Origin of the sequence: Janthinobacterium sp. SUN118 (genome assembly GCF_030397695.1) — a bacterium.
Classification (GTDB): Bacteria; Pseudomonadota; Gammaproteobacteria; order Burkholderiales; family Burkholderiaceae_D; genus Janthinobacterium.
In genome coordinates, this window is the sequence record NZ_JAPUBV010000001.1 from 1,573,902 (window position 1) to 1,598,228 (window position 24,327).

Consider the following 24,327-nt stretch of genomic DNA (forward strand, 5'->3'; position numbering starts at 1 on the left):
CGGGCCGGCCAGCGGACTGGCCCGCCGCGGCTGCCTCAGCAGCCGGTCGGCTTCACTCTTTCCACCTCCAGGCCGAACCATGGGCGCAGGCGCGTGCCGACGACGTTGCCCAGGAAGGCGCAAACCAGCCACAGCCAGCCGTGCAGGCTGCCCGAGACGATGCCGCTGAAATACGCGCCGATATTGCAGCCATACGCGAGGCGCGCGCCATAGCCGAGCAACAGGCCGCCGACCACGGCCGCGATAATCGAGCGCAGCGGGATGCGCCACACGGGCGCATAGCGGCCCGCCAGCGCCGCCGCCAGCATGGCGCCAAGCACGATGCCGATGTCCATCACCGAAGTCTTGTCTTGCGTCAGCGGCGCGGCCAGCGCGGCGGCGTTGGCCTTGGTGGACCAGTAGGCCCAGCTGGCCGTATCGATGCCGACCAGCGAAGCGGCCTTGGCGCCCCACAGCGCGAAGGCGGACGTCACGCCCCATGGCTTGCCCGACAGCGCCAGGGTGGCGAAGTTCAGCACGACGAGCGCGACGGCCCCCGCCACCAGCGGCCACGGGCCGTGCAGCCACGGCGACGCATGGGCCGGGCGCAGGGGCGTGGCGATCAGGCGGCCGTGGCGGCGTTTTTCAACGAACACCGTGATGGCGGCGATCAGCGCAAAGACTATCCAGTTCAGCGCCAGCGCGGGCGCCAGGCCCAGGGTCGTGACCACGGAGATGGGCTTGAGCTGTGGCAACGACGTCCAGAACGGCATGTGGGCGGTGCCGATCACCGAGCCGATGATGAAGGCGACCAGGGTGATGAGCATGCGCGTGCTGCCGCCGCCGACCGTGTACAGCGTGCCGGACGCGCAGCCGCCGCCCAGTTGCATGCCGATGCCGAAGATAAAGGCGCCCACGATGACGGACGTGCCGGCCGGCGAGACGAGGCCCGCGACGGGCGTGCCGAACAAGGTGCCGGCCGACAGCGCGGGAAAGAACAGCGCTACGCCGACGGCCAGCATCAGCATTTGCGCCCGCAGGCCGTCGCCGCGGCCATCGGCAATGAAGACGCGCCAGGCAGACGTGAAGCCGAACGCCGCGTGGTACAAGGTGACGCCGAGCAAGGCTCCCACCACGTACAGCGCGGACTGCGTGGCGCCCACCGTTTGCGCCAGATACCACGCGCCGAGCAGGATGAGCAACAGCGCAATGCCCAGCGGTTTCGGATTGATATCGGCGCGCAGGCGCAGGGTGGACGTGGCTGTATCGGACATGGGAGTGGGCGCACAGGGCGCAAGAGGGAGGGAAGCGCTATTCTCGCCCGTTTTATTGTTTTCTGCCAGCAAGTTACCTGCCGCCAGACGTTGCCATCCCTATTCTTTCTGCTGGGAAAGATGCTAAAATTATAATTTAAGTGGGGTCGTCATGAAAAAGATGCATTTGCAGTTGCTGGGATTGATATTCGGTGTATCACTGAGCAGCGCGGCCTGCGCCGGTTATGCCATTGCCAAAATCAGTTCCATTCTGGTGTTCGAGGACGCGGATCTGGTATATGTGTATCCCGTGGGCGGCGTGGTGGACGCACCCGCCTGCCATGGTTCGAACGGTAACTATTTTTCCTTCTCCTTCAAGCGGCCGCGTGCCAAGGAATACTATGCAGGCTTGCTCATGGCATTTGCCTCGGGTAAGCCGGTGATGTTGCGCGGCAGCGGCACATGCAAGGATCAGCCGGTCGCGGAAACACTGCAGTTCTTCGAGATCCGCGACAACTAGGCGGCACGCGGGGGAGCGGCGGCAACCGGATCAGGACGCTGCCTGCGGCATGGCGGCGCGCCTTGCTGTATATTCTTGCCCCTGTCCAACCTTGCCGCCAGCGCGTCGCCCATGTCACCCGCCATCCTGTTCTCCGTCGTCCTCGCGTATTTCCTGATCCTGCTGGGCGTCGCATGGCGCACCTCGCGCCATGCGACCAACGACAGCTTTTTTATCGGCAACAAGGACAGCAACTGGATGCTGGTGGCCTTCGGCATGGTGGGCACCACGCTGACCGGCGTCACCTTCATCAGCGTGCCCGGCGCCGTGGGACGCGACGGCTTCGGCTATATCCAGCTGATGATCGGTTATGTGCTGGGCTACCTGGCCATCACGTTTATTTTGCTGCCGCTGTACTACCGGCTGCAGCTGACGTCCATCTACCGCTACCTGGAACTGCGCCTGGGGCGGCGCTCCTACCAGAGCGGCGCGGCGTTTTTCATCCTGTCGCGCCTGCTGGGCGCCACGGCGCGGCTGTATTTGGTGGTCAATATCTTGCAGGCGACCATCCTCGACAGCTTCGGCGTGCCGTTCTGGCTGACGGCGTGCGTCGTGCTGCTGCTGATCCTGCTGTACACGTATGAAGGCGGCGTGAAAACCATCGTCTGGACCGATACCCTGCAAACGGCGTGCATGCTGGCCGGCCTCGTCATCTGCAGCGTGTTCCTGCTGCGCGAGATGGACCTGTCCCTCATCGACAGCCTCGAGCGCATGCGCGCACAGGGACTCACGCGCATCTTCACCGTCGACCCGGACAGTCCCGCCTATGTGTGGAAGCACATCATCGCCGGCATGTTCATCACGATAGCCATGACGGGCATGGACCAGGAGATGATGCAAAAGAACATTTCCGTGCGGACCTTGCGCGACTCGCAAAAGAACATGCTCAGCCTGACCGTGGTGCTGACCGGCGTGCTGCTGCTGTTCCTCTTCCTCGGCGGCTTGCTGCACCTGTATGCGCCGCTGGCGGGCGTGACGGCCACGGGCGACAAGCTGTTCCCTGCCGTGGTGCTTGGACACTTTCCTGCCGTGGTGCAGCTGATCTTCTTCATCGCCCTCATTTCCGCGCTGTTTCCCAGCGTCGATGGGGCGTTGACGGCCCTCACGTCCACCTTCTGCATCGATATCCTCGGCGTGCAGCGGCGTGCCGGGCTGAGCCCGGCGGCGCAGATGCGCTGGCGCCGCCGCGTGCACCTGGGTTTTTCCGCGCTGTTTCTGATCCTGATCATGGCCTTCAAGTGGATGGACAGTCCCAGCATGATAGGCGTAATCCTCAAGCTGGCCAGCTACACCTATGGCCCTCTGCTGGGCCTGTTTGCCTTCGGCTTGCTGAGCCGGCGCGGCGTGCGCGACCGCTGGGTGCCGCTGGTGGCCGTGGCCGGTCCGCTGCTGTGCGCGCTGATCGAGCAAGAGCAGGCGCTGCTGTTCGCACATTACCGTATCGGACTGGAATTGCTGATCCTGAATGGCGCCCTCGTGCTGGGCGGCCTGTTCCTGATTTCCACGCCGGCGGGGCAGGGCGGCGAGGGTGCCGCACCCTTGTCAAAATAAGACGATTCCGGGCATTTTCAGTTATATTGGTTTCCTTTAGGTAAATAACCTCACGGAGCATCAATGTCACTCAACCCGTTCCCGCCGCTGCGCCGCGGTTTTGGCGCATTCTGGCGCGCGCTGGACGCCACGCGCCGCGCGGTCTTCAATCTGATTTTTCTGCTGATCGTCATCGCCATCCTGATCGCCATCTTCGGCGGCGGCGTCAAGCCCCTGCCCGAGAAAACCACACTGGTGCTCGACCTGCAAGGCCCGCTGGTGGAAGAGACGCCGGGCGGCGTGCGCGAAGCGGTGCTGGCCAATGTCAGCGGCGAAGTCAAGAAAAGCGTGCAGCTGCGCGACGTGCTGGCCGTGCTCGACACGGCGGCCAAGGATGGCAATATCGGCTCCATGGTCATCCTGCTCGATGAATTGCAGGGCGGCGGCCTGGCTTCGCTGCGCGAAGTGGCGGCCGGCGTCGAGCGTTTCCGCGCCAGCGGCAAGAAAGTGACGGCCTGGGGTTCCAGCTACAACCAGCGCCAGTACCTGGTGGCGGCCAAGGCCGATGAAGTGTTCGTGCACCCGATGGGCGGCGTCATGCTCGAAGGCTTCGGCCGCTACCGCAATTACTACCGCGATGCGCTCGACAAGGTGGGCGTGACGGTCAACCTGCTGAAAGTGGGCACGTATAAAAGCGCGGCCGAACCCTTCATCGCCAACGGCCCGTCCGAAGCGGCGGCCGAAGCGGATCGCTACCTGAACAATGGCTTGTGGACCACCTACACGACAGACGTGGAAAAGGCGCGCAAGCTGCCGGCCGGCGCCATCATGCAGGCCATCGACGGGCTGCCCGCCTTGCTGACGGCGGCCGACGGCGATCTGGCCAAGGTATCGCTGAACGCCAGGCTGGTCGACGGCTTGAAAACGCGCGATGAACTGCGCCAGTTCATGATGGCGCGCGGCGCGAAAAACACGGAAGGCACGAACTTCCGCCAGATCGCCTACACCGACTACCTGGCGCGCCTGCGCCCCGTGCATATCGGCGACGCCGTCGGCGTCGTCATCGCTTCCGGCGAAATCGGCGACGGCATCGCGCCGCCGGGCTCCATCGGCGGCCTGTCCACCTCGCGCTTGATCCGCCAGGCGCGCGAAGACAAGTCGATCAAGGCCGTCGTGCTGCGCGTCGATTCGCCGGGCGGCAGCGCCTTCGGCTCGGAACTGATACGCCGCGAACTGGAACTGACGCGCGCCGCCGGCAAGCCGGTGGTCGTCTCGATGGGCAACGTGGCCGCTTCGGGCGGCTACTGGATCAGCACCTCGTCCGATGAAGTGATCGCCGACGCGGCCACCATCACCGGTTCCATCGGCGTGTTCGCGATCTTGCCGACGGCCGACAAGGTGGTGGAAAAGCTGGGCATCCATACGGCCGGCTCGCCCACCACGTGGCTGGCCGACGCCGGCAACCCGTTGCGCCCGCTCGATCCGCGCTTTGCGCAAGTGATCCAGGGTTCGATCAACCACGTGTATGGCGACTTCCTGAACCTGGCCGCCAAGGCGCGCAAGACGACGCCGGAAAAGATCAATGAAGTGGCGCAGGGCCGCGTCTGGACGGGCTTGCAGGCGAAAGAGCGCAACCTGGTTGACCGCATCGGCAGCTATGGCGATGCGCTGGCATCGGCCGCAAAGCGCGCCAATCTGGGCGCCGACTACCGCGTGACCTATCTGGAGCAGGAAACGTCGAACGTGGATCGCCTGATCGGCATGTTCGGCTCCAAGGCCATGGCGTCGCTGGGACTGGGCGAGCACGTGAAACTGGGCCTGGCCACGAGCGGCTTGCCGGCCGACGCGGCGCTGGGCATGGCGCAGGACCTGAGCTGGCTGTCGAGCATCACGCGCGAGCGCAAGCCGTTCATGGCCCTGACGCACTGCCTGTGCGAAGTGCCACTCGGCAGTAAATAACACCTGACCAAATCTACTGCGCTCGATGATTTGCGGCCTGCGATGCTCACTGTGCTCAAGCACAGCTCCGCTTCTCGGTCACAACTCATCTTCGCTCGCTACGATTTTGTCAGGCGTTATACGGCAATATAGATGACATACTCAAGCCGGCTTCGCCCGGCTTGTTTCACATCAGGAGCAAGGCATGGCAAGCGACATGAACGAAAAAACCGGCACGGCCATCACCATCCGCCAGTGCGCGAAGGGCGATGAGCAGGCGCTGGCGCTGGTCGGGCAATCGACCTTCCTCGAGGCCTTCGCCGGCATCCTCGATGGCGCCGACGTCATCGCCCACTGCGCGCGCCAGCATGACGCGCAGCTGTACCGCGACTGGCTGGCGCTGCCGGCCATGCGGCTGTGGCTGGCCGAAGCCATACCGGGCGGCGCGCCCGTCGGCTACCTGGTCCTCAGTCCGGCCAGCCTGCCGGTGGCCGATCCGCATCCGCGCGACCTGGAAATCAAGCGCATCTACCTGCTGCACCGCTTCCAGGGCCAGCGCGTGGGCCAGCGCCTGATGCAGGCGGCACTGGAACAGGCGCGCGCCGGCGGGGCAGGGCGGGTGCTGCTGGGGGTGTACGCGGAAAACCACGATGCGCTGGCATTCTATGTGCGCTGCGGCTTTGCGCAGGTGGGACGGCGCACCTTCCGCGTGGGCCGCACCGACTATCAGGACGTCATCCTCGGCATGACGCTGTAGGGCGCCGCTGTCAATCCAGGTAACGCGGTGCGGGCGCCCGCGGCCGCTTGAAGCACCGCCAGGCCGCCGGTCAAGTGGATCGGCGGGAGATTTGTAGCGAGTTTGTATCTGCATGCCAGTCGCGCGCGGCGCGCCGGCACCGTGGCGCCCACCCCCGCAAGCCTGATTTTTCCATCGTTCCCCATAGAGGGCGGGCAGGCCGCCGGCGCGCGTGGCCTGGCCGCGTGCGTGCCGTCGTGTGGAATTGTTTCAAGTGGAAATGAAACAGATACATGACTATGCTAGAGTCGTTTCACGATGGGGAGCGATGTTTTTTCAGCTGATTTTCAGCTCTTGACTCCCTGTGGCTTTGTAACGATACCAACCCCGAAAAACGGTCGTCCGGCCTGAGTGTGTCCCACCTCGGCCGGCGCCACAGACTCGCCGTGCCAGCGGCCTATACAAGGATAAGCGATGGATTCGCAGACAGCACCCAATACCCCGCGGCGCAGCCGCCGTTCGAAAATCGTCGGCAGCGTCATCGCGCTGGCAGTGATGGCCGCGCTGGGCGGCGGTGCCTGGTACCTGACCCATACGGGCGTCAGCGCGCAGCCAGGCGCCGGCGGCCCTGGCGGGCCAGGCGGGCCCGGTGGACGCCGCGGCGCACCATCGACCACGGTCGGCGTGGCTACGGCCGTGAAGTCGGACCTGCCCGTGGTGCTCGATGCGCTGGGCACGGTGACAGCGGCATCGACCGTGACGGTGCGCCCGCAGGTGTCGGGCATCCTGAAGGAACTGAAATTCAAGGAAGGTGGCATGGTCAAGGCGGGCCAGGTGGTGGCGCAGATCGACCCGGCGCAGTTCGAAATGGCGCTGATGCAGGCCACGGGCCAGCGCCAGCGCGACGAGGCGCAGCTGGAAAACGCGCGCCTGACCCTGAAGCGCTATCAAACCCTGCTGGGCCAGGATTCCATCGCGCGCCAGGACGTCGATACGCAGGCGGCCCTGGTCAAGCAGCTGGAAGGCACCGTCATGACGGACCGCGCGGCCGAAGGCACGGCCCGGCTGAACCTCGGCTACACCAAGGTGGTGTCGCCGATCAGCGGCCGCGCCGGCCTGAAAGTGGTCGATATCGGCAACCTGGTGAGCACCAGCGACACGGGCGGCGTGGTGGTGGTGACGCAGCTCTCGCCCATCGACGTGGAATTCTCCGTGCCGCAGGATAAGGTGCAGACCATCCAGGAACGCCTGAATGGCGGCTCGGCCCTGGCGGCGCTGGCGCTGGACCGCACGCGCACGCATACGCTGGACCAGGGCAGCCTGACGGCGCTCGACAACCAGGTCGACGTGCAGACGGGCACCGTGCGCGCCAAGGCCCGCTACACCAACGAGAAGATGGCGCTGTTCCCCAGCCAGTTCGTCAACGTGCGCCTGGAGCTGGGCAATATCACGGGCGCCGTGCTGGTGCCCGTCACGGCTCTGCGCCACAGCAACAACGGCGACTTCGTGTATGTGCTGAAAGCCGACAAGACGGTCACCGTGCGCATGGTCACGCGCGGCCAGGCCACCACCGACATGGTGGAAATCCGCGCCGGCCTGGAGGCGGGCGAACAGGTCATCACGGAAGGCGCCGACCGCCTGAAGGAAGGCGCGAAAGTCATGCTGGCCGGCGACAAGCCAGCCGCCGGCGGCGCGGGCGCGGGCGGTGCAAACGGCGAACGCCGCCACCGCCGCCAGCACGCTGACGGCGCGGCCAGCGCACCGGCCGCCGCCGCGGCCAGCGCGCCGGCTGCAGTGCCAGCCACGGCGCCAGCGAAGGGCGCCGCGCAATGAGTCCATCGACGCCCTTCATCCAGCGCCCCGTCGCCACGGCGCTGCTGATGCTGGCCATCGTGCTGGCGGGGCTGGTCGGCTTCAAGTTCCTGCCGCTGGCCGCCTTGCCGCAGGTGGACTTCCCCACCATCCAGGTGCAGACCCTGTATCCGGGCGCCAGTCCGGAAGTCATGGGGCAGACCGTGACGGCGCCGCTGGAGCGCCAGTTCGGCCAGATGTCGGGCTTGCAGCGCATGAGTTCCACCAGCGCGGCCGGCGTTTCCATCATCACCCTGCAATTCACGCTGGGCCAGACCCTGGACGTCGCCGAGCAGGAAGTGCAGGCCGCCATCAACGCGGGCGGCTCCTTGCTGCCCACCGACTTGCCGGCGCCGCCCGTGTACGCGAAGATCAATCCGGCCGACGCGCCCGTGCTGACCTTGGCCATCACGTCGGACACGATGCCGCTGACGCAGGTGCAGAACATCGTCAACACGCGCCTGGCGCTGAAGATCAGCCAGGTCAACGGCGTGGGCCTGGTGTCGCTGTCCGGCGGCCAGCGTCCCGCCGTGCGCATCCAGGGCGACACCAAATTGCTGGCCTCGTACGGCCTCGGTCTCGACAGCCTGCGCACGGCCATCGCGGCGGCCAACGTCAACAGCGCGAAGGGCAGTTTCGACGGCCCCACGCGCTCGTTCACCATCAACGCCAACGATCAACTCGTCACGGCGGAAGACTACAAGCGCCTGATCATCACCTATAAAAACGGCGCGCCGGTGCGCCTGTCCGACGTCGCCAACGTCGTCGACAGCGCGGAAAACACGCGCCTGGGCGCCTGGTCGGGCAAGCAGCCGGCCATCATCCTGAACGTGCAGCGCCAGCCCGGCGCCAACGTCATCAAGACGGTCGACGCCATCAAGGCCCTGCTGCCGGACCTGCAGGCCAGCCTGCCGGCGGCCATGAAGCTCGACGTGCTGAGCGACCGCACGACGGGCATCCGGGCCTCGGTCGAACACGTGGAAATGGAGCTGCTGCTGTCCGTGCTGCTGGTGGTGCTGGTGATCTTCGCCTTCCTGCACAGCCTGCGCGCCACGGTGATCGCCAGCCTGTCCGTGCCGATTTCGCTGATCGGCGCCTGCGGCGTCATGTATCTGCTCGGCTACAGCCTGAACAACCTGTCGCTGATGGCGCTGACGATCGCCACCGGCTTCGTCGTCGACGACGCCATCGTCATGATCGAAAACATCGCCCGCTACATCGAGGAAGGCGAAACGCCGATGGCTGCCGCCCTGAAGGGCGCCTCGCAGATCGGCTTTACCATCATCTCGCTGACGGTGTCGCTGATCGCCGTGCTCATTCCGCTGCTGTTCATGGGCGACGTCGTGGGCCGGCTGTTCCGCGAATTTGCCATGACCCTGGCCATCACCATCCTCATTTCCGCCGTGGTGTCCCTGACCCTGGTGCCGATGATGTCGGCGCGCTGGCTGAAAAGCCACGCCGATGAAAAGGTCAGCGCCACGGGCCAGCGCATCCAGGCTTTCCTCGACCGTGTCATCCATAAGTATGACCATGCGCTGGTGTGGGTGCTGAAGCGCCAGGGCCTGACCCTGCTCGTGGCCCTGGCCACCTTGCTGCTGACGGTGATCCTGTACGTCACGATTCCGAAAGGCCTGTTTCCCACGCAGGACACGGGGCAGTTGCAGGCGCGCCTGGAAACCTCGCAAGCCGTCTCGTACGAGCGCATGGCCGTGCTGCAGCAGGCGGCTGCCAGCGCGTTGCTGGAAGACCCCGATGTCGACACCCTGAGCTCCCTCGTCGGCGTCGATGCGGCCAACAATACCATGCTGCACACGGGTAGCATGCTGATCAATCTCAAGCGCTCGCGCAGCGACAGCCAGGAAGACATCATGGAGCGCCTGCGCGGCCGCGTGGCCAGGGTGGCCGGCGTGACCCTGTACCTGCAGCCGACGCAGGACCTGACCATCGATGCGGAATCGGGTCCGACGCAGTACCGCGTCTCGCTCGAAGGCGCCGACACGGCCACCGTCACCGAGTGGGCCGGCAAGCTGGCGGCCCGCATGCGCGAAAAATCGCAGCTGCGCAACGTCGTCACGGACGCGGGCGCCACGGGCGCCGCCGTCAGCGTGGCCATCGACCGCGACAGCGCCGCGCGCATGTCGATCACCACGGCCACCGTCGACGACGCGCTGTACAACGCCTTCGGCCAGCGCATCATTTCGACGATTTTCACGGAAACCAACCAGTACCGCGTCATCCTCGAAGCGCAGCCCGGCATCGTCACCACGCCGTCCGACCTGTCGGACCTGCAGGTGCGCACGGGCTCCGGCAAGTCGACGCCGCTGTCCGCCTTTGCCAGCGTCAGCGAAAAACAGGCGCCGCTGCAGATCACGCACGTGGCGCAATACCCGGCCACCACGCTGGGCTTCGACACCACGCACGGCGTGGCGCTGGGCAGCGCCGTCGACGCCATCCGCCAGGCGGCGAAGGATATCGCCTTGCCGCCGTCGGTGACGCTGACCTTCCTCGGCGCGGCCGGCGCGTATGAAAATTCGCTGTCGAACCAGCTGTGGCTCATTCTGGCCGCCGTCGTCTGCGTCTACATCGTGCTGGGCGTGCTGTATGAAAGCTACATCCACCCGCTGACGATCCTGTCGACCCTGCCGTCGGCCGGCGTGGGCGCCTTACTGGCGCTGATGCTGTCGGGGCAGGACCTGGGCGTGATCGGCATCATCGGCATCATCCTCCTGATCGGCATCGTCAAGAAGAACGCGATCATGATGATCGACTTCGCCATCGAGGCCGAACGCGACGAGGGCAAGAGCCCGCAGGAAGCCATCCACCAGGCGGCCCTGCTGCGCTTCCGTCCGATTCTGATGACGACGCTGGCGGCGCTGTTCGCGGCCGTGCCGCTGATGCTGGGCTGGGGCGAGGGCGCCGAGTTGCGCCGTCCGCTGGGCCTGGCCATCTTCGGCGGCCTGATCGTCAGCCAGGTGCTGACCCTGTTTACCACGCCCGTCATCTACCTGGCCTTTGACCGCCTGGGCCAGCGCTTCGCGCCGAAGACGCGCGGCGTGAACCTGGACAAGCCGGGTGCGGGGAGCGCCGCGTGAACCTGTCCGAACCGTTCGTCAAGCGCCCCATCGCCACCGTGCTGCTGACCATCGGCATCGCGCTGGCGGGCGTCGGCGCCTTCTTCGTGCTGCCCGTCTCGCCGCTGCCGCAAGTCGATTATCCGACCATCTCCGTCAGCGCCAGCCTGCCCGGCGCCAGTCCGGCCACCATGGCCACCTCGGTGGCCACGCCGCTGGAGCGGCGCCTGGGCGTCATCTCCGGCGTGAACGAGATGACGTCGTCCTCGGGCACGGGTTCGACGCGCATCAATTTGCAGTTTGACCTGAACCGCAAGATCGATTCGGCCGCGCGCGAAGTGCAGGCGGCCATTTCCGCCTCGCGCGTGGACTTGCCGGCCACCCTGCGCAGCAACCCCACCTACCGCAAGGCCAATCCGTCCGACGCGCCCGTGATCATCCTGGCGCTGACGTCGAAGACGCGCACGCCGGGCCAGATCTACGACGCCGTCTCGAACCTGGTGCAGCAGAAAGTGGCGCAAGTGAAGGGCGTGGGCGACGTGGAACTGGGCGGCGGCTCGCTGCCGGCCGTGCGCGTGGAACTGCTGCCTTACCAGCTCAATCACTATGCCGTGTCGATGGAAGACGTGCGCGCGGCCATCCAGGCCAGCAACGCCAACCGGCCGAAGGGGGCGATCTCCGGCGACGAGCGCAGCCTGCAGATTTACTCGGGCGCCAACACGGCTTCGGGCGGGCGCAGCGCGGCCGACTACCGCAGCCTGGTGGTGGCCTGGCGCGACGGCGCCGCCATCCGCCTCGACGACGTGGCCGAAGTGGTCGACGGCGTGGAAAACACGAATACCCTGGGCCTGTTCAACGGCGACCCCGCCGTCATCGTGCTGATCACGCGCCAGCCCGGCGCGAACGTCATCGCCACCGTCGATGGCGTGCGCGCGCTGCTGCCGCAACTGCAGGCGCAGCTGCCCGGCGACATCAAGCTGCAGGTGGCGTCCGACAGCACCAATTCCATCCGCTCCTCGCTGCACGAGATCGAATTCACGCTGATCCTGTCCATCGTGCTCGTCGTGCTGGTGGTCAGCGCCTTCCTGCGCAGCGTGCGCGCCACCATCATCCCCGCCGTCGCCACCATCGTCTCGCTGCTGGGCACCTTCGGCGTGATGTACATGCTGGGCTTCAGCCTGAATAACCTTTCCCTGATGGCGCTCACGGTGGCCACCGGCTTTGTCGTCGATGACGCCATCGTGGTGCTGGAAAACACGCAGCGCCACATCGAGGCCGGCATGGACCGCTTCAAGGCGGCCCTGCTGGGCGCGCGCGAGGTGGGCTTCACGGTGCTGTCGATCAGCCTGTCGCTGGTGGCCGTCTTCATCCCGCTGCTGTTCATGGGCGGGCAGGTGGGACGGCTGTTCCGCGAATTTGCCGTGACCCTGTCGGCCGCCGTCATGATTTCGCTGGTGATCTCGCTCACCACGACGCCGATGATGTGCGCCTGGCTGCTGAAAAGCGGCCAGCAGCACAAGCCGCCCGGCGCCGTGGCGCGCTGGTTCGAGCGCGGCTTCGAGCGCATGCTGAACGTCTATGAGCACTGCCTGGACTGGGCCCTGTCCAGCGCCGCGCTGGTGATGACCATCCTCGTGTTCGTCGTCGGCCTGAACGTGTACCTGTTCGCGGCCGCGCCGAAAGGCTTCTTCCCGCAGCAGGACACGGGCCAGATCAATGGCGGCATGCGCGCCGACCAGAGCATCTCGTTCCAGGCCATGCAGGGCAAGCTGCGCCAGCTGGTCAACATCATCAAGGACGATCCCGCCGTCGCCACCGTCGTGGGCTTCACGGGCGGCGGACGGGCGGGCGGCGGCTTCATGTTCATCGATTTGAAACCGGCGTCGCAGCGCACGGACAAGGGCCAGGCCGTGATCGCCCGTCTGCGCCCGCAGCTGGCCAAGGTGACGGGCATTTCGCTGTTCCTCAACCCCGTGCAGGATCTGCGCATGGGCGGGCGCTCGAGCAATTCCACCTACCAGTACACCCTGATCAGCGACAACCAGGCGGACCTGAAGAAGTGGGCGGCGAAGCTGGCCGACCAGATGAAGCTGCAGCCGGCCCTGATCGACGTCGACACGGACCAGGCGGAAAACGGCGTGGAAACCTTCGTCACCATCGACAAGGACCGCGCCACGCAGCTGGGCGTGCAGGTCAGGGATATCGACAATGCGCTGTACAACAGCTTCGGCCAGCGCCAGGTGGCGACCATCTACGATGAGCTGAACCAGTACCATGTGATCATGGAAGTGGCGCCGCGCTATGCGCAAAGCCCGGAAGCGCTGCGCTCCGTCTACGTGCCGGCCTCGAATGCGGCCGCCGCTGCCGCCAGTACTACCGCCACGGCCACGGCCACCGCCACCGCGACGGCAAGCGCGGCGACGTCCAACACGACGGCGGCGCGCGACCCGTCCAGCGGCTCGGCCCTGTCCACCACGCTGGCGCACATGGTGCCACTGTCGTCGTTCAGCAGCTTCGCGGAAAGCTCGACGGCGACGTCGATCAACCATCAGGGCGGCGAACTGGCGACCACCGTGTCGTTCAACCTGGCCGACGGCTATCCGCTCAGCGACGGCCAGGCGGCCGTGGCCCAGGCGGAGTCGGAAATCGGCATGCCGGTCAACGTGCGCGGCAGCTTCCAGGGTTCGGCGAAGAGCGCGCAGGACAGCAACAAGGAGCAGCCGCTGCTGATCCTGGCGGCCATCGTGGTGATCTACATCGTGCTGGGCATCCTGTATGAAAGCCTGATCCACCCCGTCACCGTGCTGTCGACCCTGCCCTCGGCGGGCGTGGGCGCCGTGCTGGCGCTGCTGCTGTTCCGCATGGAGTTTTCCATCATAGCCCTGATCGGCGTGTTCCTATTGATCGGTATCGTGAAGAAAAATGCTATATTGATCATCGACTTCGCGCTGGAGGCCGAGCGTTCGCGCGGCCTGACAGCGGTGGAAGCGGTGCGCGAGGCATGTTTGCTGCGTTTCCGCCCCATCCTGATGACCACCCTGGCGGCGGCGCTTGGCGCCTTGCCGCTGGCGATCGGTTTTGGCGAGGGGTCAGAGCTACGCCAGCCCTTGGGGGTCGCCATCATCGGCGGCCTGATTGCCAGCCAGTTACTCACATTGCTGACCACCCCGGTGGTCTACATCCTGCTCGACAAGCTGCGCACGCGCAGCGCCGACGAGCAGCAATTGAGCCGCATTCCTGGGCCAGATAACCCGAGCACACAATCATGAAGCAAGTAAAACCTATCCAGTCCGCCGTTCCCGCACGCCTGCGCCGGCATGTCCTGTCGCTGGCCACCGCGGCCGCCTTCGTCCTGCTGGCCGGCTGCGCCGTCAGCCCCGCGTATGACGTGCCGACGGCCGCCGCGCCGCAGACGTTCAAGGAGGCGGCCGGCTGGCAGCCCGCCGTGCCGGCCGATACCCTCGAGCGCGGTCCATGGTGGACCCTGTTCGGCGACGCGCAACTGAACCAGCTGGCCGACAGCATCGAAGTGTCGAACCAGAACGTGGCGGAAGCCATCGCCGCGTACGAGCAGGCGCGCGCGCTGGTGCGCGAACAGCGCGCGTCGCTATTCCCGACCGTGAATCTGACGGGCAGCGGTGCCCGCTCGGGTGGCGGCGGCGAGCAGCAGACGAACAACAACTTCAAGGCCGCCATCGGCGCGTCGTGGGAACCGGACGTGTGGGGCAAGCTGCGCGCCGGCGTGACGGGGGCGGACGCCAGCGCCGCCGCCAGCGCGGCGGACCTGGCCGCGGCGCGCCTGTCGGCGCAGGGCGAGCTGGCCACCAATTATTTTTCGCTGCGCCAGAGCGATGCGCAGATCGCGCTGCTCAATGCCACCATCGACGGCTACAAGCGCGTGCTCGACATCACCAGCAACCGCTTCAATTCCGGCATTGCCGCCAAGTCCGACCTGCTGCAGGCGCAGACGCAACTGGCCAATGCGCAGATCGACCTGTCGAGCCAGACGCGTCAGCGCGCCCAGCTCGAACACGCGATCGCCATCCTGCTGGGCCGCGCCCCATCGGACTTCAGCCTGGCCGTGGCGCCGTGGACCCTGACCGTGCCCGACGTGCCGCTGGGCGTGCCGTCGACCCTGCTGCAGCGCCGTCCCGACATCGCCGCCGCCGAGCGCCGCGTGGCCGTGGCCAACGAGCAGATCGGCATCGCCCGTTCCGCCTACTATCCGAGCCTGAACCTGACGGGTTCCTACGGCTCGGGCGCCAGCAAGGTGGGCGACCTGTTCAATGCGTCGAGCAGCCTGTGGTCGCTGGGCGTGTCGGCCGCGCAGACGCTGTTCAACGCGGGCGCCACGACGGCCAGCGTGGATGCGGCCAAGGCCGGCCACGAGGCTGCCGTGGCGCGCTACCGCCAGACGGTGCTGGCCGCCTTTGGCGCCGTGGAAGACCAGTTGTCGGCCACGCGCGCGCTGGCCGAGCAGCTGGCCTTGCGCCAGCAGGCGTCGTCGGCCGCCGACCAGGTGGAACAGCAGATGCTGAACCGCTACAACGCGGGCCAGGTCGGCTATACGGACGTGGTGACGGCGCAGGTGACGGCCCTGTCGGCGCGCCGTTCCCTGGTGCAGGCACAGGCGGATCGCCAGACGACGGCCGTGGCCCTGATCCAGTCGCTCGGCGGCGGCTGGCATACGCCGCAGGCGCAGTAAACGGCGAGGGCGCGCAGGGTGCAAGCCCGGCGCCAATTTCGGGGATTTCGGCGCGGCTTGAGTGCTAGAATGCAAGATTATCAATTGCCAGCCCCGCAGTCTTGCCGTGGCTGTTTTCTTGCAGACGATGACACGCAGCAAACACAGCACATTGTCCGTCCCCGAGGTGGCCGCCATCGTCTTTCCCGTGGTGGGCATCGGCGCTTCCGCCGGCGGACTCGACCCGATAGTCGCTTTCCTGGCCAATGTGCCGCAGGAAAGCGGCATCGCCTATGTGGTGGTCCAGCACCTCGATCCCACGCAGAAGGCCATGCTGCCGGAACTGCTGCAGCGCGCCACCAGCATACCCGTCGCGGAAATCACGCACCAGGCGGAATTGCGCCCCAACCATATCTATGTGATTCCCTCGAATGCCGACCTGAGCCTGTCCAGGGGGCGTTTCGTGCTCAGCGAGCCGGTGCAGCTGCGCGGGCACCGCTTGCCGATCAACACTTTTTTCGAAAGCCTGGCAAGCGAACTGGGCGAATTGGCCGTGGGCGTGATTTTTTCCGGCATGGGCAGCGACGGCACGCGGGGCCTGCAAGCCATCAAGCACGCGGGCGGCCTGACCCTGGCGCAGTACCCGGACACGGCCAAGTTCGACATGATGCCGCAAAGCGCGATTGCCGCCGAAGTGGTGGACTTGATCGATCTGCCCGAGAAGATGCCGGAAAAGATCATCAACTACCTGTTCCGCAGCAGTTTCCTCAGTTCGCCCGGCCACGAGCCGAGCGGGCGCAATTCGCTGCAGGACATCGTCGGCTTGCTGACCGAACATACCGGTAACAGTTTCACGGATTACAAGATCAATACGGTGCTGCGCCGCATCGAGCGACGCATGAGCTTGTATCAGATGACGTCGATGGACGAATATGCGCCGTACTTGCGCGCCAACCCTACGGAAATCGATTTGCTGTTCAAGGAATTGCTGATCGGCGTGACGAGCTTTTTCCGCGACCAGAAAGTGTGGGAATACCTGAAGATGGTGGCCTTGCCGCAAATGCTGGCAGCCCACCCGGACGGACGCGCCTTCAAGGCCTGGATACCGGCCTGTTCCACGGGAGAGGAAGCGTATTCGCTGGCGATGGTGTTCCACGAAGTGGTGGCCGACATCAATCCGCCGTCGAAGTACAGCCTGCAGATCTTTGCCACCGACCTGTCGGCCGACGCCATCGATCGCGCGCGCCAGGGACGTTTTCCGCAAACCATCCGCAGCGACGTGTCCGCCGAGCGCATCGAGCGTTTCTTTGTGCTGGAGAAGAACGATTATTTTGTGAAGAAAGAGATCCGCAACATGATCATCTTTGCCCAGCAAAACATCATTTCGGACCCGCCGTTTACCAAGCTCGACATCCTGTGCTGCCGCAATCTGTTGATTTATCTCAATGCCAAGCTGCAGCAACGTTTGATTCCGCTGTTTCACTACGCCTTGAACCGCGATGGTATCTTGTTGCTGGGTAGCGCCGATACGCCCGGTCATTTTTCCGACCTGTTTTCGCCGCTGACCACGTCGACCCGGCTGTACCGCCGCCTCGACAATCTGGCGCGCCAGCGCCTGCCCACCTATTTCCCCACCAAGGTTTCGGCGGCCTCGCCGCCGGCACCGAGCGACACGAGAGAAGTCAGCATGACTGGAAAGATCCAAGCCCATGTCGAGCAATTATTGCTCCAGAAATATTCACCGGCCGCCGCGCTGCTGAACCAGGAGGGGGACATCCTGTATATCAATGGCCGCACGGGCGCCTTCCTCGAGCCGGCGGCCGGCAAGGCCAACTGGAATATCCATGCGATGGCGCGCGAAGGCTTGCGCTACGAACTGGCCGACCTCATCAAGCAAGCCCTGCAAAGCGAAAGCATGGTGCGCCTGAAGGGCCTGGTGGTGAAGGACCATCTGGGGCAGTCGCTGGGCGTGGACCTGAGCGCCGAGGCGCTGAGCCAGCCCGAGTCGCTGCGCGGCATGGTCTTCGTCACGTTTTCCAGCGTGCCGCTGGTGGCCGAGGCGCGCCGCGGCCGCTCGCCCAATCCCAAGGTGCTGGAGCTGGAACAGCAGCTGGTGCAGGCGCGCAATGAAATCCAGGCCGTGCGCGACGAGATGCAGACCTCGCGCGAGGAGCTGAAGTCGGCCAACGAGGAATTGCAGTCGACCAACGAGGAATTGCAATCGACGAACGAGGAACTGACCACCTCGAAGGAAGAGATGCAGTCGCTCAACGAAGAGCTGTACACGGTCAATGCGGAACTGCAATCGAAGGTCGATGATTTGTCGCTGGTCAATAGCGACATGAAGAATCTGCTCAATAGTACCGATATCGCCACCATTTTCCTCGACAGCGCCTTGCGCATTCGCCGCTTCACGGCGCCGGCCACGCAAATCTATAAGCTGATCCAGACGGACTTGCGCCGGCCGCTCAGCGACATCGTCAACGACCTCGACTACCCTGGGCTGGAAGCGGATGCGCTGGAAGTCATCCGCAGCCTCGTGTTTTGCGAGCGCCAGGTGCAGACCAAGACGGGGCGCTGGTATAACGTGCGCATCATGCCGTACCGCACGATAGAAAATGTGATCGACGGCGTGGTGGTGACTTTCATCAACATCACGGAATCGAAACTGCTGGAAGCCCAGCTGCGCCAGATCCAGTCCGGCGGCGCGGCTGCAGGCAATGGCGGCGCGAGCGTGCCATGAGCGAGCCATTCGACGGCGGACTCACGCCGGCCAGGCTGAGAGAGCAGGCCGAACAACTGGCGGCGGAGTTGCGCCGGCAGGTGCCGCCGGTGCTGTCGAATGAAGAGGTGATGCGCCAGCTGCATGAGCTGCAGGTGAGCCAGATCGAGTTGGAGATGCAGAGCGCGGCGCTGGCCGAGCTGGAACAGCTGAAGAATGAATTTGAAAGCAGCCGCGACCGTTATGCGCAGCTGTATGAACAGGCGCCCGTCAGTTATTTTTCGCTGGCGCGCGAGGGCGTCATCACGCGCGCCAACGTGGCGGCCTGCGGCTTGTTGCAACGCGACAAGAACCAATTGCTGGGGCGGCGCTTCGAGCAGTTCGTCGCGCCGCATGCGCAGGGCGGCTTCCGGCGCTTCCTCGACACCGTCTTCACCAGCGGCGCGCGGCAAGTGCTCGAAGCGCAGCTGTTCGAAGGCGAAGCGGGCGGCACGGGCGGCATGGTGCGCATCGAAGCCAATTTCGACACCGCCAGCGCCACGGCGCGCATGCTGGTGACGGACCTGGGCGACGAGCATGCGCGCGAGTCGGCGCTGCGGCGCGCCTTCGTCATCCTCGACACCATCCGCGAAGGCGTGCTGGTGACGGACAGCGGCAACCGCATCATTTCCGTCAATCCCGCCTTCACGGCCATCACCGGCTACCAGGCGGAAGAGGCGATCGGGCGCGACCCATCCTTCCTCGGCGGCGGCACGCACCTGCCGCAGTTTTATGAAGCCATGTGGCGCAGCCTGCAGCAGGATGGCAGCTGGTATGGCGAACTGGTCAACCGGCGCAAGAACGGCGAGCGTTTCGTCGAGTCGCTGTCGATCACGCCGATGCGCACGCCGGACGGCGCCATCAGCCACTTTGTCGGCGTGTTTTCCGATATCACGGAACGCAAGCTGGCCGAGGCCGCCTTGCGCGAGCTGCACCGCGAACTGGACCAGCGCGTCATCGACCGCACGGCCGAGCTGCTGCGGGCCAACCAGCACCTGCAGCTGGAAGTGCAGCAGCGCGAGCGGGCGCAGGAAGCCTTGCGCGATGCGGAGCGTTTCTTCCACGCCACCATCGATTCGCTGACGGACCGCGTGCTGGTGCTGGACCAGGCGGGCAGCGTCGTGCATGCGAACCAGGCTTGCCTGGCCTTTGTCGGGCAGATGGAAAGGCCGCTGCATTACCTGGAATTTTGCGAGACGGATGCGCGCTGGCAGCGCAGCGCCGGACGCGAACTGGCCGCCGGCATCCGCTCCGTCATCACGGGCGGCACCGACGCGTATGCGCTGGAATACGAATTCGCCGCGCGCAGCGGGCCGCGCTGGTCGCAGGCCAGGGTCAGCCGTTTCCTCGGCGAAGGCCCGCTGCGCGTGGTGGTGGCGCACACGGATATCACCGAACGCAAGCTGATGGATGGCGCGCTGCGCCAGTCGCACGCCCAGCTGCGCCAGCTGGCGCTGCACCTGGAGACGGCCAAGGAAGACGAGCGCAAGCGCATCTCGCGCGATATCCATGATGAACTGGGGCAAAATCTGCTGGCGCTGCGCATCGACATCTCCATGCTCAGCGCGCGCACGGAAGGCTCGCATCCGCGCCTGCACGGCCGCGTCGGCGCCGTACTCAGCAATGTCGACACCACCATCAAGAGCGTGCGCGGCATCATGAACGAATTGCGCCCGATGGCGCTGGACCTGGGCTTGCAGGCCGCCGTCGAATGGCAGGTGGGCGACTTCCGCAAGCGCAGCGGCGTCGCTTGCCGCCTGCTGATCCGCGACGAAGCCCTGTTCGCCGCCATCGGCAGCCAGGTCGAGATCGTGCTGTTCCGCATCGTGCAGGAAGCGCTCAGCAATGTCATGCGCCATGCCCAGGCCAGCCAGGTCGAGATCGAGCTCAGTTCGGATGCCTGCGCCGTGTACGTGGCCATCAGCGACAACGGCATCGGCATCACGCCGCAGCAGCAGCGCAAGAAGCAGTGCTTTGGCCTGATCGGCATTGCCGAGCGGGTGACGGCGCTGGGCGGGCACTTCGAGGTGGGCACGCCGGCCTCGGGCGACGGTTGCCGGCTGGCCCTGCAGATTCCCTTGCAAGGCGCGGGGCGGCCAGCCGTTTGATGCGGCAATCGATACAGTAATTGCAGCAGGATAATTTTTGCCGACTCATGCAGGCTGGACAGGCTATACTTTCGCCTGCTTTTTATGGAGGGGCATATCTTGTTCAAAACAATCGTTTTACCAGTCGCCTTGCTGGGCGCGTTCGCCGGCGCACACGCCGACGAAGGGCAGTGGCAACCACACCAACTGCCGCAGCTGAAATCCGAATTGAAAAGAGTGGGCATCGAGATTCCTGCCGAGAAACTGGCAGACTTGAGCAAGCATCCGATGAGCGCCATCGTTTCGCTCGGCGGCTGCTCGGCCGCGTTCGTCTCCGACGCGGGCCTGGTGGTGACGAACCACCATTGCGCCTACGGCGCCATCCAGCGCAATTCGACGCCCGAACACAACTACATCACCAACGGCTTCCTGGCCAAGACGCGCGCCGCAGAGCTGCCGGGCGGTCCGAACAGCCTCGTGTATGTGACGGACAAGGTGGAAAACGTCAGCGAGCGCGTCCTGAAAGGCTTGACGGCCGACATGACGGGCCGCGCGCGCCATGAAGCCGTGGAAAAGCGCATCAAGGACCTGATCGCCGAATGCGAGACGGACAAGATGTACCGCTGCTCCGTGCCCGCCTTCCACCGCGGCCTCGAGTACTACCGCATCCGCCAGATGATGATACGCGACGTGCGCCTCGTGTACGCGCCATCGGACAAGATCGGCAACTTCGGCGGCGACATCGACAACTATGAATGGCCGCGCCACACGGGCGACTACTCGTTCCTGCGCGCCTACGTGGGCAAGGATGGCCGTCCGGCCGACCCGTCGCCGGACAACGTGCCCTACAAATCGAAGGATTTCCTGGTGGTCTCGGCCGAAGGCTTGAAGGCCGGCGACGGCATCTTGCTGGCGGGCTACCCCGGCCGCACGAGCCGCTACAAGCTGCCGTCGGAAATCCGCTTCGCGCGCGATACCGCCTTCCCGCTGAAAGTGTCGGAACTGCAAGCCGACCTGGCCGTGATGGCCGACGCCACGAATGGCGACGCGGCGGCCGCCGTGCGCTACGCCAGCGTGGTGAAAAGCATCAACAACGTGCTGAAGAAAACCCAGGGCTTGCTCGACGGCTTCGCGCGCAAGGATATCGCCGCCATCAAGGATGGCCAGGATGCCGAGTTCCGCGCCTGGTATGCCAAGCAGCCGAATGTCTCGTCGACCCTGCTGGCCGAACTGGACGCGGCGATCGCCAGCGACATGGCCCTCAGCGAAGAAGAGTTCGCCTGGTCCGTGGCCACCAACAGCGACCTGCTGAAGAGCGCTCGCTCGCTGTACCGTTTGTCGCAGGAGCGTCAGAAGCCGGACGCCGAGCGCGAATCGGGCTTCCAGCAGCGCGACCTGGCGTTCATCAAGGCGCGCCTGGCGCGCCTGGAGCAGTCGTACGTCAACAAGGTCGACCAGGCCCGTTTTGAAGCGGGCCTGAAGCGCTATGCCCAGCTGGCGGCGAAGAGCCATCCGCAAGGCCTGGACGCGCTGCTGCCGGCGCCGGCGGCCGTGGCGGTCCTGTACCAGCAGACGCAACTGGCCGACACGGCCAAGCGCCTGGCCTGGCTGGACAAGGACCAGGCTGCGATTGCCCAGTCCGACGACGCCTTCATGCAACTGGCCATCAAGCTGCAGCCGGTGGAAATGGCGCTGGAAGAGCGCCGCAAGGAAATCGACGGCAATCTGGAGCGCGTGATTCCGCAATACATGCAAGCTGTGATTGCCTGGAAGAAATCGCAAGGCAAGCCGGTGTATCCTGACGCCAACTCGACCCTGCGCGTGACGTACGGCACCGTTTCGGCCTTCTCGCCGCGCGACGGCATCACCAAGGGTCCGTTCACGACCGTGGAAGGCATCGTCGAGAAAGTCACGGGCAAGGCCCCGTTCGAAGCGCCGCAAGCGCTGCTCGACGCCGTCAAGGCAAAACGCTATGGCCAGTTCCGCGACCCGGTGCTGGGCACCGTGCCCGTCAACTTCTTGACCAGCGCCGACACCACGGGCGGCAATTCCGGCTCGGCCGTGATGAACAAGCGCGGCGAACTGATCGGCCTGAACTTCGATTCGACGTATGAATCGATCACCAAGGACTGGTACTTCGACACGGCCATCACGCGCGCCATCCACCTCGACATCCGCTATCTGCTGTGGGTGATGAAGGAAGTGGACCACGCGGATAATCTGCTGCAGGAAATGACGGTCAAGTATCCGCAGGCGGCCAAGGCAGCGAAGAAGTAAGCTGTCATTTGCGCTAGCGCAAAGCCGCATCCGCCTGATCGGGGGGATGCGGCTTTTTTTATGCGGAGCGCAGGGCGCGCAGGCGCCTTTATTTGCCGGGTGGCGGTCGCCGCACCGCACACCGCAGAGCCGCCTGTCGCCTTGAAGGGGCATCGTATAATTGCCCTCACTTTCCACCACCATTTTTCCGACAGGCCCCGCCATGCCCATGACTCCCGATTCGCCGCTTGACTGGCACACGTTTGAAACGGCATACGACGTTGAAGAGACGTGGTTCCAATTGGCCCGCGCGTCGCTGGCGGCGCTTGGCGCGTCCGCTTTCAAGGATCAGACATTTTCAGCATTTGCCTTCAACGCCGTATCGTTCCCATCCATTTCGCTGAGCCTGGATACCGATCCCGATAGCCGGAAGCGCGACTATTACCCTCCGGACTGGTCGAACGAATGCATGGAGGTCGATGTGCCGGAAATGGGACAGCTCTGGACGGATGGCTGCGCAAGGATCGACAGCGCGCTGCTCGAGCTGATCGACGCCGCCGATGACGAGCAGCTGGGCGCCATCGAGGAAGGCTATCTGCACAGCCTCAGGAAAACCATGGTGCGGCTGGAAACGAGCCACGCCTTCGACCAGATCAAGACATGCGCGGGTTTCTGGACCGTGGTCACGCAAGTCGATGCCGATACCGATGCAGAGGAGCGGCTGCTCGAGCAGGTGCGGCTAGCGGCAGCGAACAGCGACGCATGACGGGGCGGTGCGGGCAGGGACACCTGCAAGGCGGCACCGCCGGCAGCCCCTGAAAATGGCCTTCGCTGCAACTGCGGCTTGCATGCCATATCAGGGCTCGCCATAGCCTGACTTCCCCCATTCCCGAGCGTCGGATCCCGGCCGTCAGCAGGGCGGCACATGACAGCAGGTGCGGCTGGCAACGCGATTGCCTGTCATCATTGCTATTGTTGTTCTCCCGCTTGCGGCTGCGCGGGCCGCAACGCTTCCACCGGCAACTGAAAAAAGCGCGGCACCATGGCCGGCGACAGATCGTCGCCGCCGTCCGTCATGGCCAGGCGGCCGCTCAGGAGCAGCATCACGTAGCCGTGGCCCAGCGACCAGCCGGCGCTGGCGGCGGCCTTGTCCCAGCGCGCGTCGAGGCCCGCCTCGCGCACGGCCGCGCCCGCCGTCTGCAGCACGTACTGGAAACACGCCTGCGCCGCCTCCTGCAGGGCGGGGAACTGGCGCACGTCCTGGTGTTCGAACATCAGCCGGTAGTGGGCGGGCGCGGCCAGGGCGAATTCGATGTATTGCTGGCCCAGCAGCTGAAAGCGCTGTTCGGCGGGCAGGCTGCCCGGCGGCGGCAATTCGGCCTCCCATGTGGCGATCAGGCTGGCGAAGCCGGCCGCCGCCACCTCGGCCAGCAGGGCTTCCTTGCTGGGGAAGTGGCGGTACACGGCGGCGATCGACACGCCTACCGTGCGCGCCAGTTCGCGCAGCGACAGGGCGGCGTCGCTCTGCTGCGCCAGCTGGGCGATGGTGGCGGCGACCAGGGTGTCGCGCAGGTTGCCGTGATGGTAAGTACTGGTGCTGCTCATTGCTGTTTCCATTGCAT

General features: G+C 65.3%; 14 protein-coding genes. 12 read left to right on the plus strand and 2 right to left on the minus strand.

The genetic code is table 11. The features are described 5' to 3' along the window. Window positions 1-35 precede the first annotated feature (35 nt). Complete coding sequence (locus O0880_RS07220; RefSeq protein ID WP_289885797.1) at window positions 36-1,253, minus strand: YeeE/YedE family protein; 1,218 nt, start codon at window positions 1,251-1,253, stop codon at window positions 36-38. A gap of 151 nt (window positions 1,254-1,404) precedes the next feature. Between O0880_RS07220 and O0880_RS07225 the strand changes: the two genes are divergently transcribed. From O0880_RS07225 to O0880_RS07280, 12 genes are all read left to right on the plus strand, one after another. Continuing rightward, window positions 1,405-1,752, plus strand: coding sequence for a hypothetical protein (locus tag O0880_RS07225; protein ID WP_289885798.1), 348 nt, complete (start codon window positions 1,405-1,407; stop codon window positions 1,750-1,752). 111 nt (window positions 1,753-1,863) lie between these two features. Continuing rightward, entirely contained in the window at window positions 1,864-3,342 is a 1,479-nt protein-coding gene (locus O0880_RS07230) for a sodium:solute symporter (protein WP_289885799.1), read from the plus strand. Between the two features lie 63 nt (window positions 3,343-3,405). Further along, a complete protein-coding gene (gene sppA, locus O0880_RS07235) occupies window positions 3,406-5,280 on the plus strand; it encodes a signal peptide peptidase SppA (protein ID WP_289885800.1) in 1,875 nt (624 codons plus the stop codon). 196 nt (window positions 5,281-5,476) lie between these two features. Continuing rightward, entirely contained in the window at window positions 5,477-6,016 is a 540-nt protein-coding gene (locus O0880_RS07240) for a GNAT family N-acetyltransferase (protein WP_289885801.1), read from the plus strand. A 453-nt stretch (window positions 6,017-6,469) separates the two neighbouring features. Further along, window positions 6,470-7,828, plus strand: a complete 1,359-nt coding sequence (locus tag O0880_RS07245; protein ID WP_289885803.1) for an efflux RND transporter periplasmic adaptor subunit — start codon at window positions 6,470-6,472, stop codon at window positions 7,826-7,828. Beyond that, a complete protein-coding gene (locus O0880_RS07250; protein WP_289885804.1) occupies window positions 7,825-10,938 on the plus strand; it encodes an efflux RND transporter permease subunit in 3,114 nt (1,037 codons plus the stop codon). Before O0880_RS07245 ends, O0880_RS07250 begins: the two co-directional genes overlap by 4 nt. Further along, window positions 10,935-14,186: an efflux RND transporter permease subunit gene (locus O0880_RS07255; protein ID WP_289885805.1), complete on the plus strand. Its 3,252-nt coding sequence runs from the start codon at window positions 10,935-10,937 to the stop codon at window positions 14,184-14,186. Before O0880_RS07250 ends, O0880_RS07255 begins: the two co-directional genes overlap by 4 nt. Then, window positions 14,183-15,622: an efflux transporter outer membrane subunit gene (locus tag O0880_RS07260; RefSeq protein WP_289885806.1), complete on the plus strand. Its 1,440-nt coding sequence runs from the start codon at window positions 14,183-14,185 to the stop codon at window positions 15,620-15,622. The genes O0880_RS07255 and O0880_RS07260 overlap by 4 nt, the downstream gene beginning before the upstream one ends. A gap of 127 nt (window positions 15,623-15,749) precedes the next feature. After that, window positions 15,750-18,344, plus strand: a complete 2,595-nt coding sequence (locus O0880_RS07265; protein WP_289885807.1) for a chemotaxis protein CheB — start codon at window positions 15,750-15,752, stop codon at window positions 18,342-18,344. Then, window positions 18,341-20,470 (plus strand): PAS domain S-box protein, encoded by a 2,130-nt coding sequence (locus tag O0880_RS07270; RefSeq protein WP_289885809.1) that lies wholly within the window; start codon window positions 18,341-18,343, stop codon window positions 20,468-20,470. The genes O0880_RS07265 and O0880_RS07270 overlap by 4 nt, the downstream gene beginning before the upstream one ends. Window positions 20,471-20,569: 99 nt before the next feature. Next, entirely contained in the window at window positions 20,570-22,726 is a 2,157-nt protein-coding gene (locus O0880_RS07275; protein ID WP_354669880.1) for a S46 family peptidase, read from the plus strand. Between the two features lie 202 nt (window positions 22,727-22,928). Further along, entirely contained in the window at window positions 22,929-23,471 is a 543-nt protein-coding gene (locus O0880_RS07280; RefSeq protein WP_289885811.1) for a hypothetical protein, read from the plus strand. A 203-nt stretch (window positions 23,472-23,674) separates the two neighbouring features. On the opposite strand, the gene O0880_RS07285 is transcribed toward O0880_RS07280, so the two are convergent. Beyond that, a complete protein-coding gene (locus O0880_RS07285; RefSeq protein WP_289885813.1) occupies window positions 23,675-24,310 on the minus strand; it encodes a TetR/AcrR family transcriptional regulator in 636 nt (211 codons plus the stop codon). Window positions 24,311-24,327: the final 17 nt, after the last annotated feature.

Bases quoted from the DNA above. Each gene is read 5' to 3' on its own strand.
- O0880_RS07220 (WP_289885797.1), bottom strand. From the start codon at position 1,253: ATGTCCGATACAGCCACGTCCACCCTGCGCCTGCGCGCCGATATCAAT.
- O0880_RS07225 (WP_289885798.1), top strand. From the start codon at position 1,405: ATGAAAAAGATGCATTTGCAGTTGCTGGGATTGATATTCGGTGTATCA.
- O0880_RS07230 (WP_289885799.1), top strand. From the start codon at position 1,864: ATGTCACCCGCCATCCTGTTCTCCGTCGTCCTCGCGTATTTCCTGATC.
- sppA (WP_289885800.1), top strand. From the start codon at position 3,406: ATGTCACTCAACCCGTTCCCGCCGCTGCGCCGCGGTTTTGGCGCATTC.
- O0880_RS07240 (WP_289885801.1), top strand. From the start codon at position 5,477: ATGAACGAAAAAACCGGCACGGCCATCACCATCCGCCAGTGCGCGAAG.
- O0880_RS07245 (WP_289885803.1), top strand. From the start codon at position 6,470: ATGGATTCGCAGACAGCACCCAATACCCCGCGGCGCAGCCGCCGTTCG.
- O0880_RS07250 (WP_289885804.1), top strand. From the start codon at position 7,825: ATGAGTCCATCGACGCCCTTCATCCAGCGCCCCGTCGCCACGGCGCTG.
- O0880_RS07260 (WP_289885806.1), top strand. From the start codon at position 14,183: ATGAAGCAAGTAAAACCTATCCAGTCCGCCGTTCCCGCACGCCTGCGC.
- O0880_RS07265 (WP_289885807.1), top strand. From the start codon at position 15,750: ATGACACGCAGCAAACACAGCACATTGTCCGTCCCCGAGGTGGCCGCC.
- O0880_RS07270 (WP_289885809.1), top strand. From the start codon at position 18,341: ATGAGCGAGCCATTCGACGGCGGACTCACGCCGGCCAGGCTGAGAGAG.
- O0880_RS07280 (WP_289885811.1), top strand. From the start codon at position 22,929: ATGCCCATGACTCCCGATTCGCCGCTTGACTGGCACACGTTTGAAACG.
- O0880_RS07285 (WP_289885813.1), bottom strand. From the start codon at position 24,310: ATGAGCAGCACCAGTACTTACCATCACGGCAACCTGCGCGACACCCTG.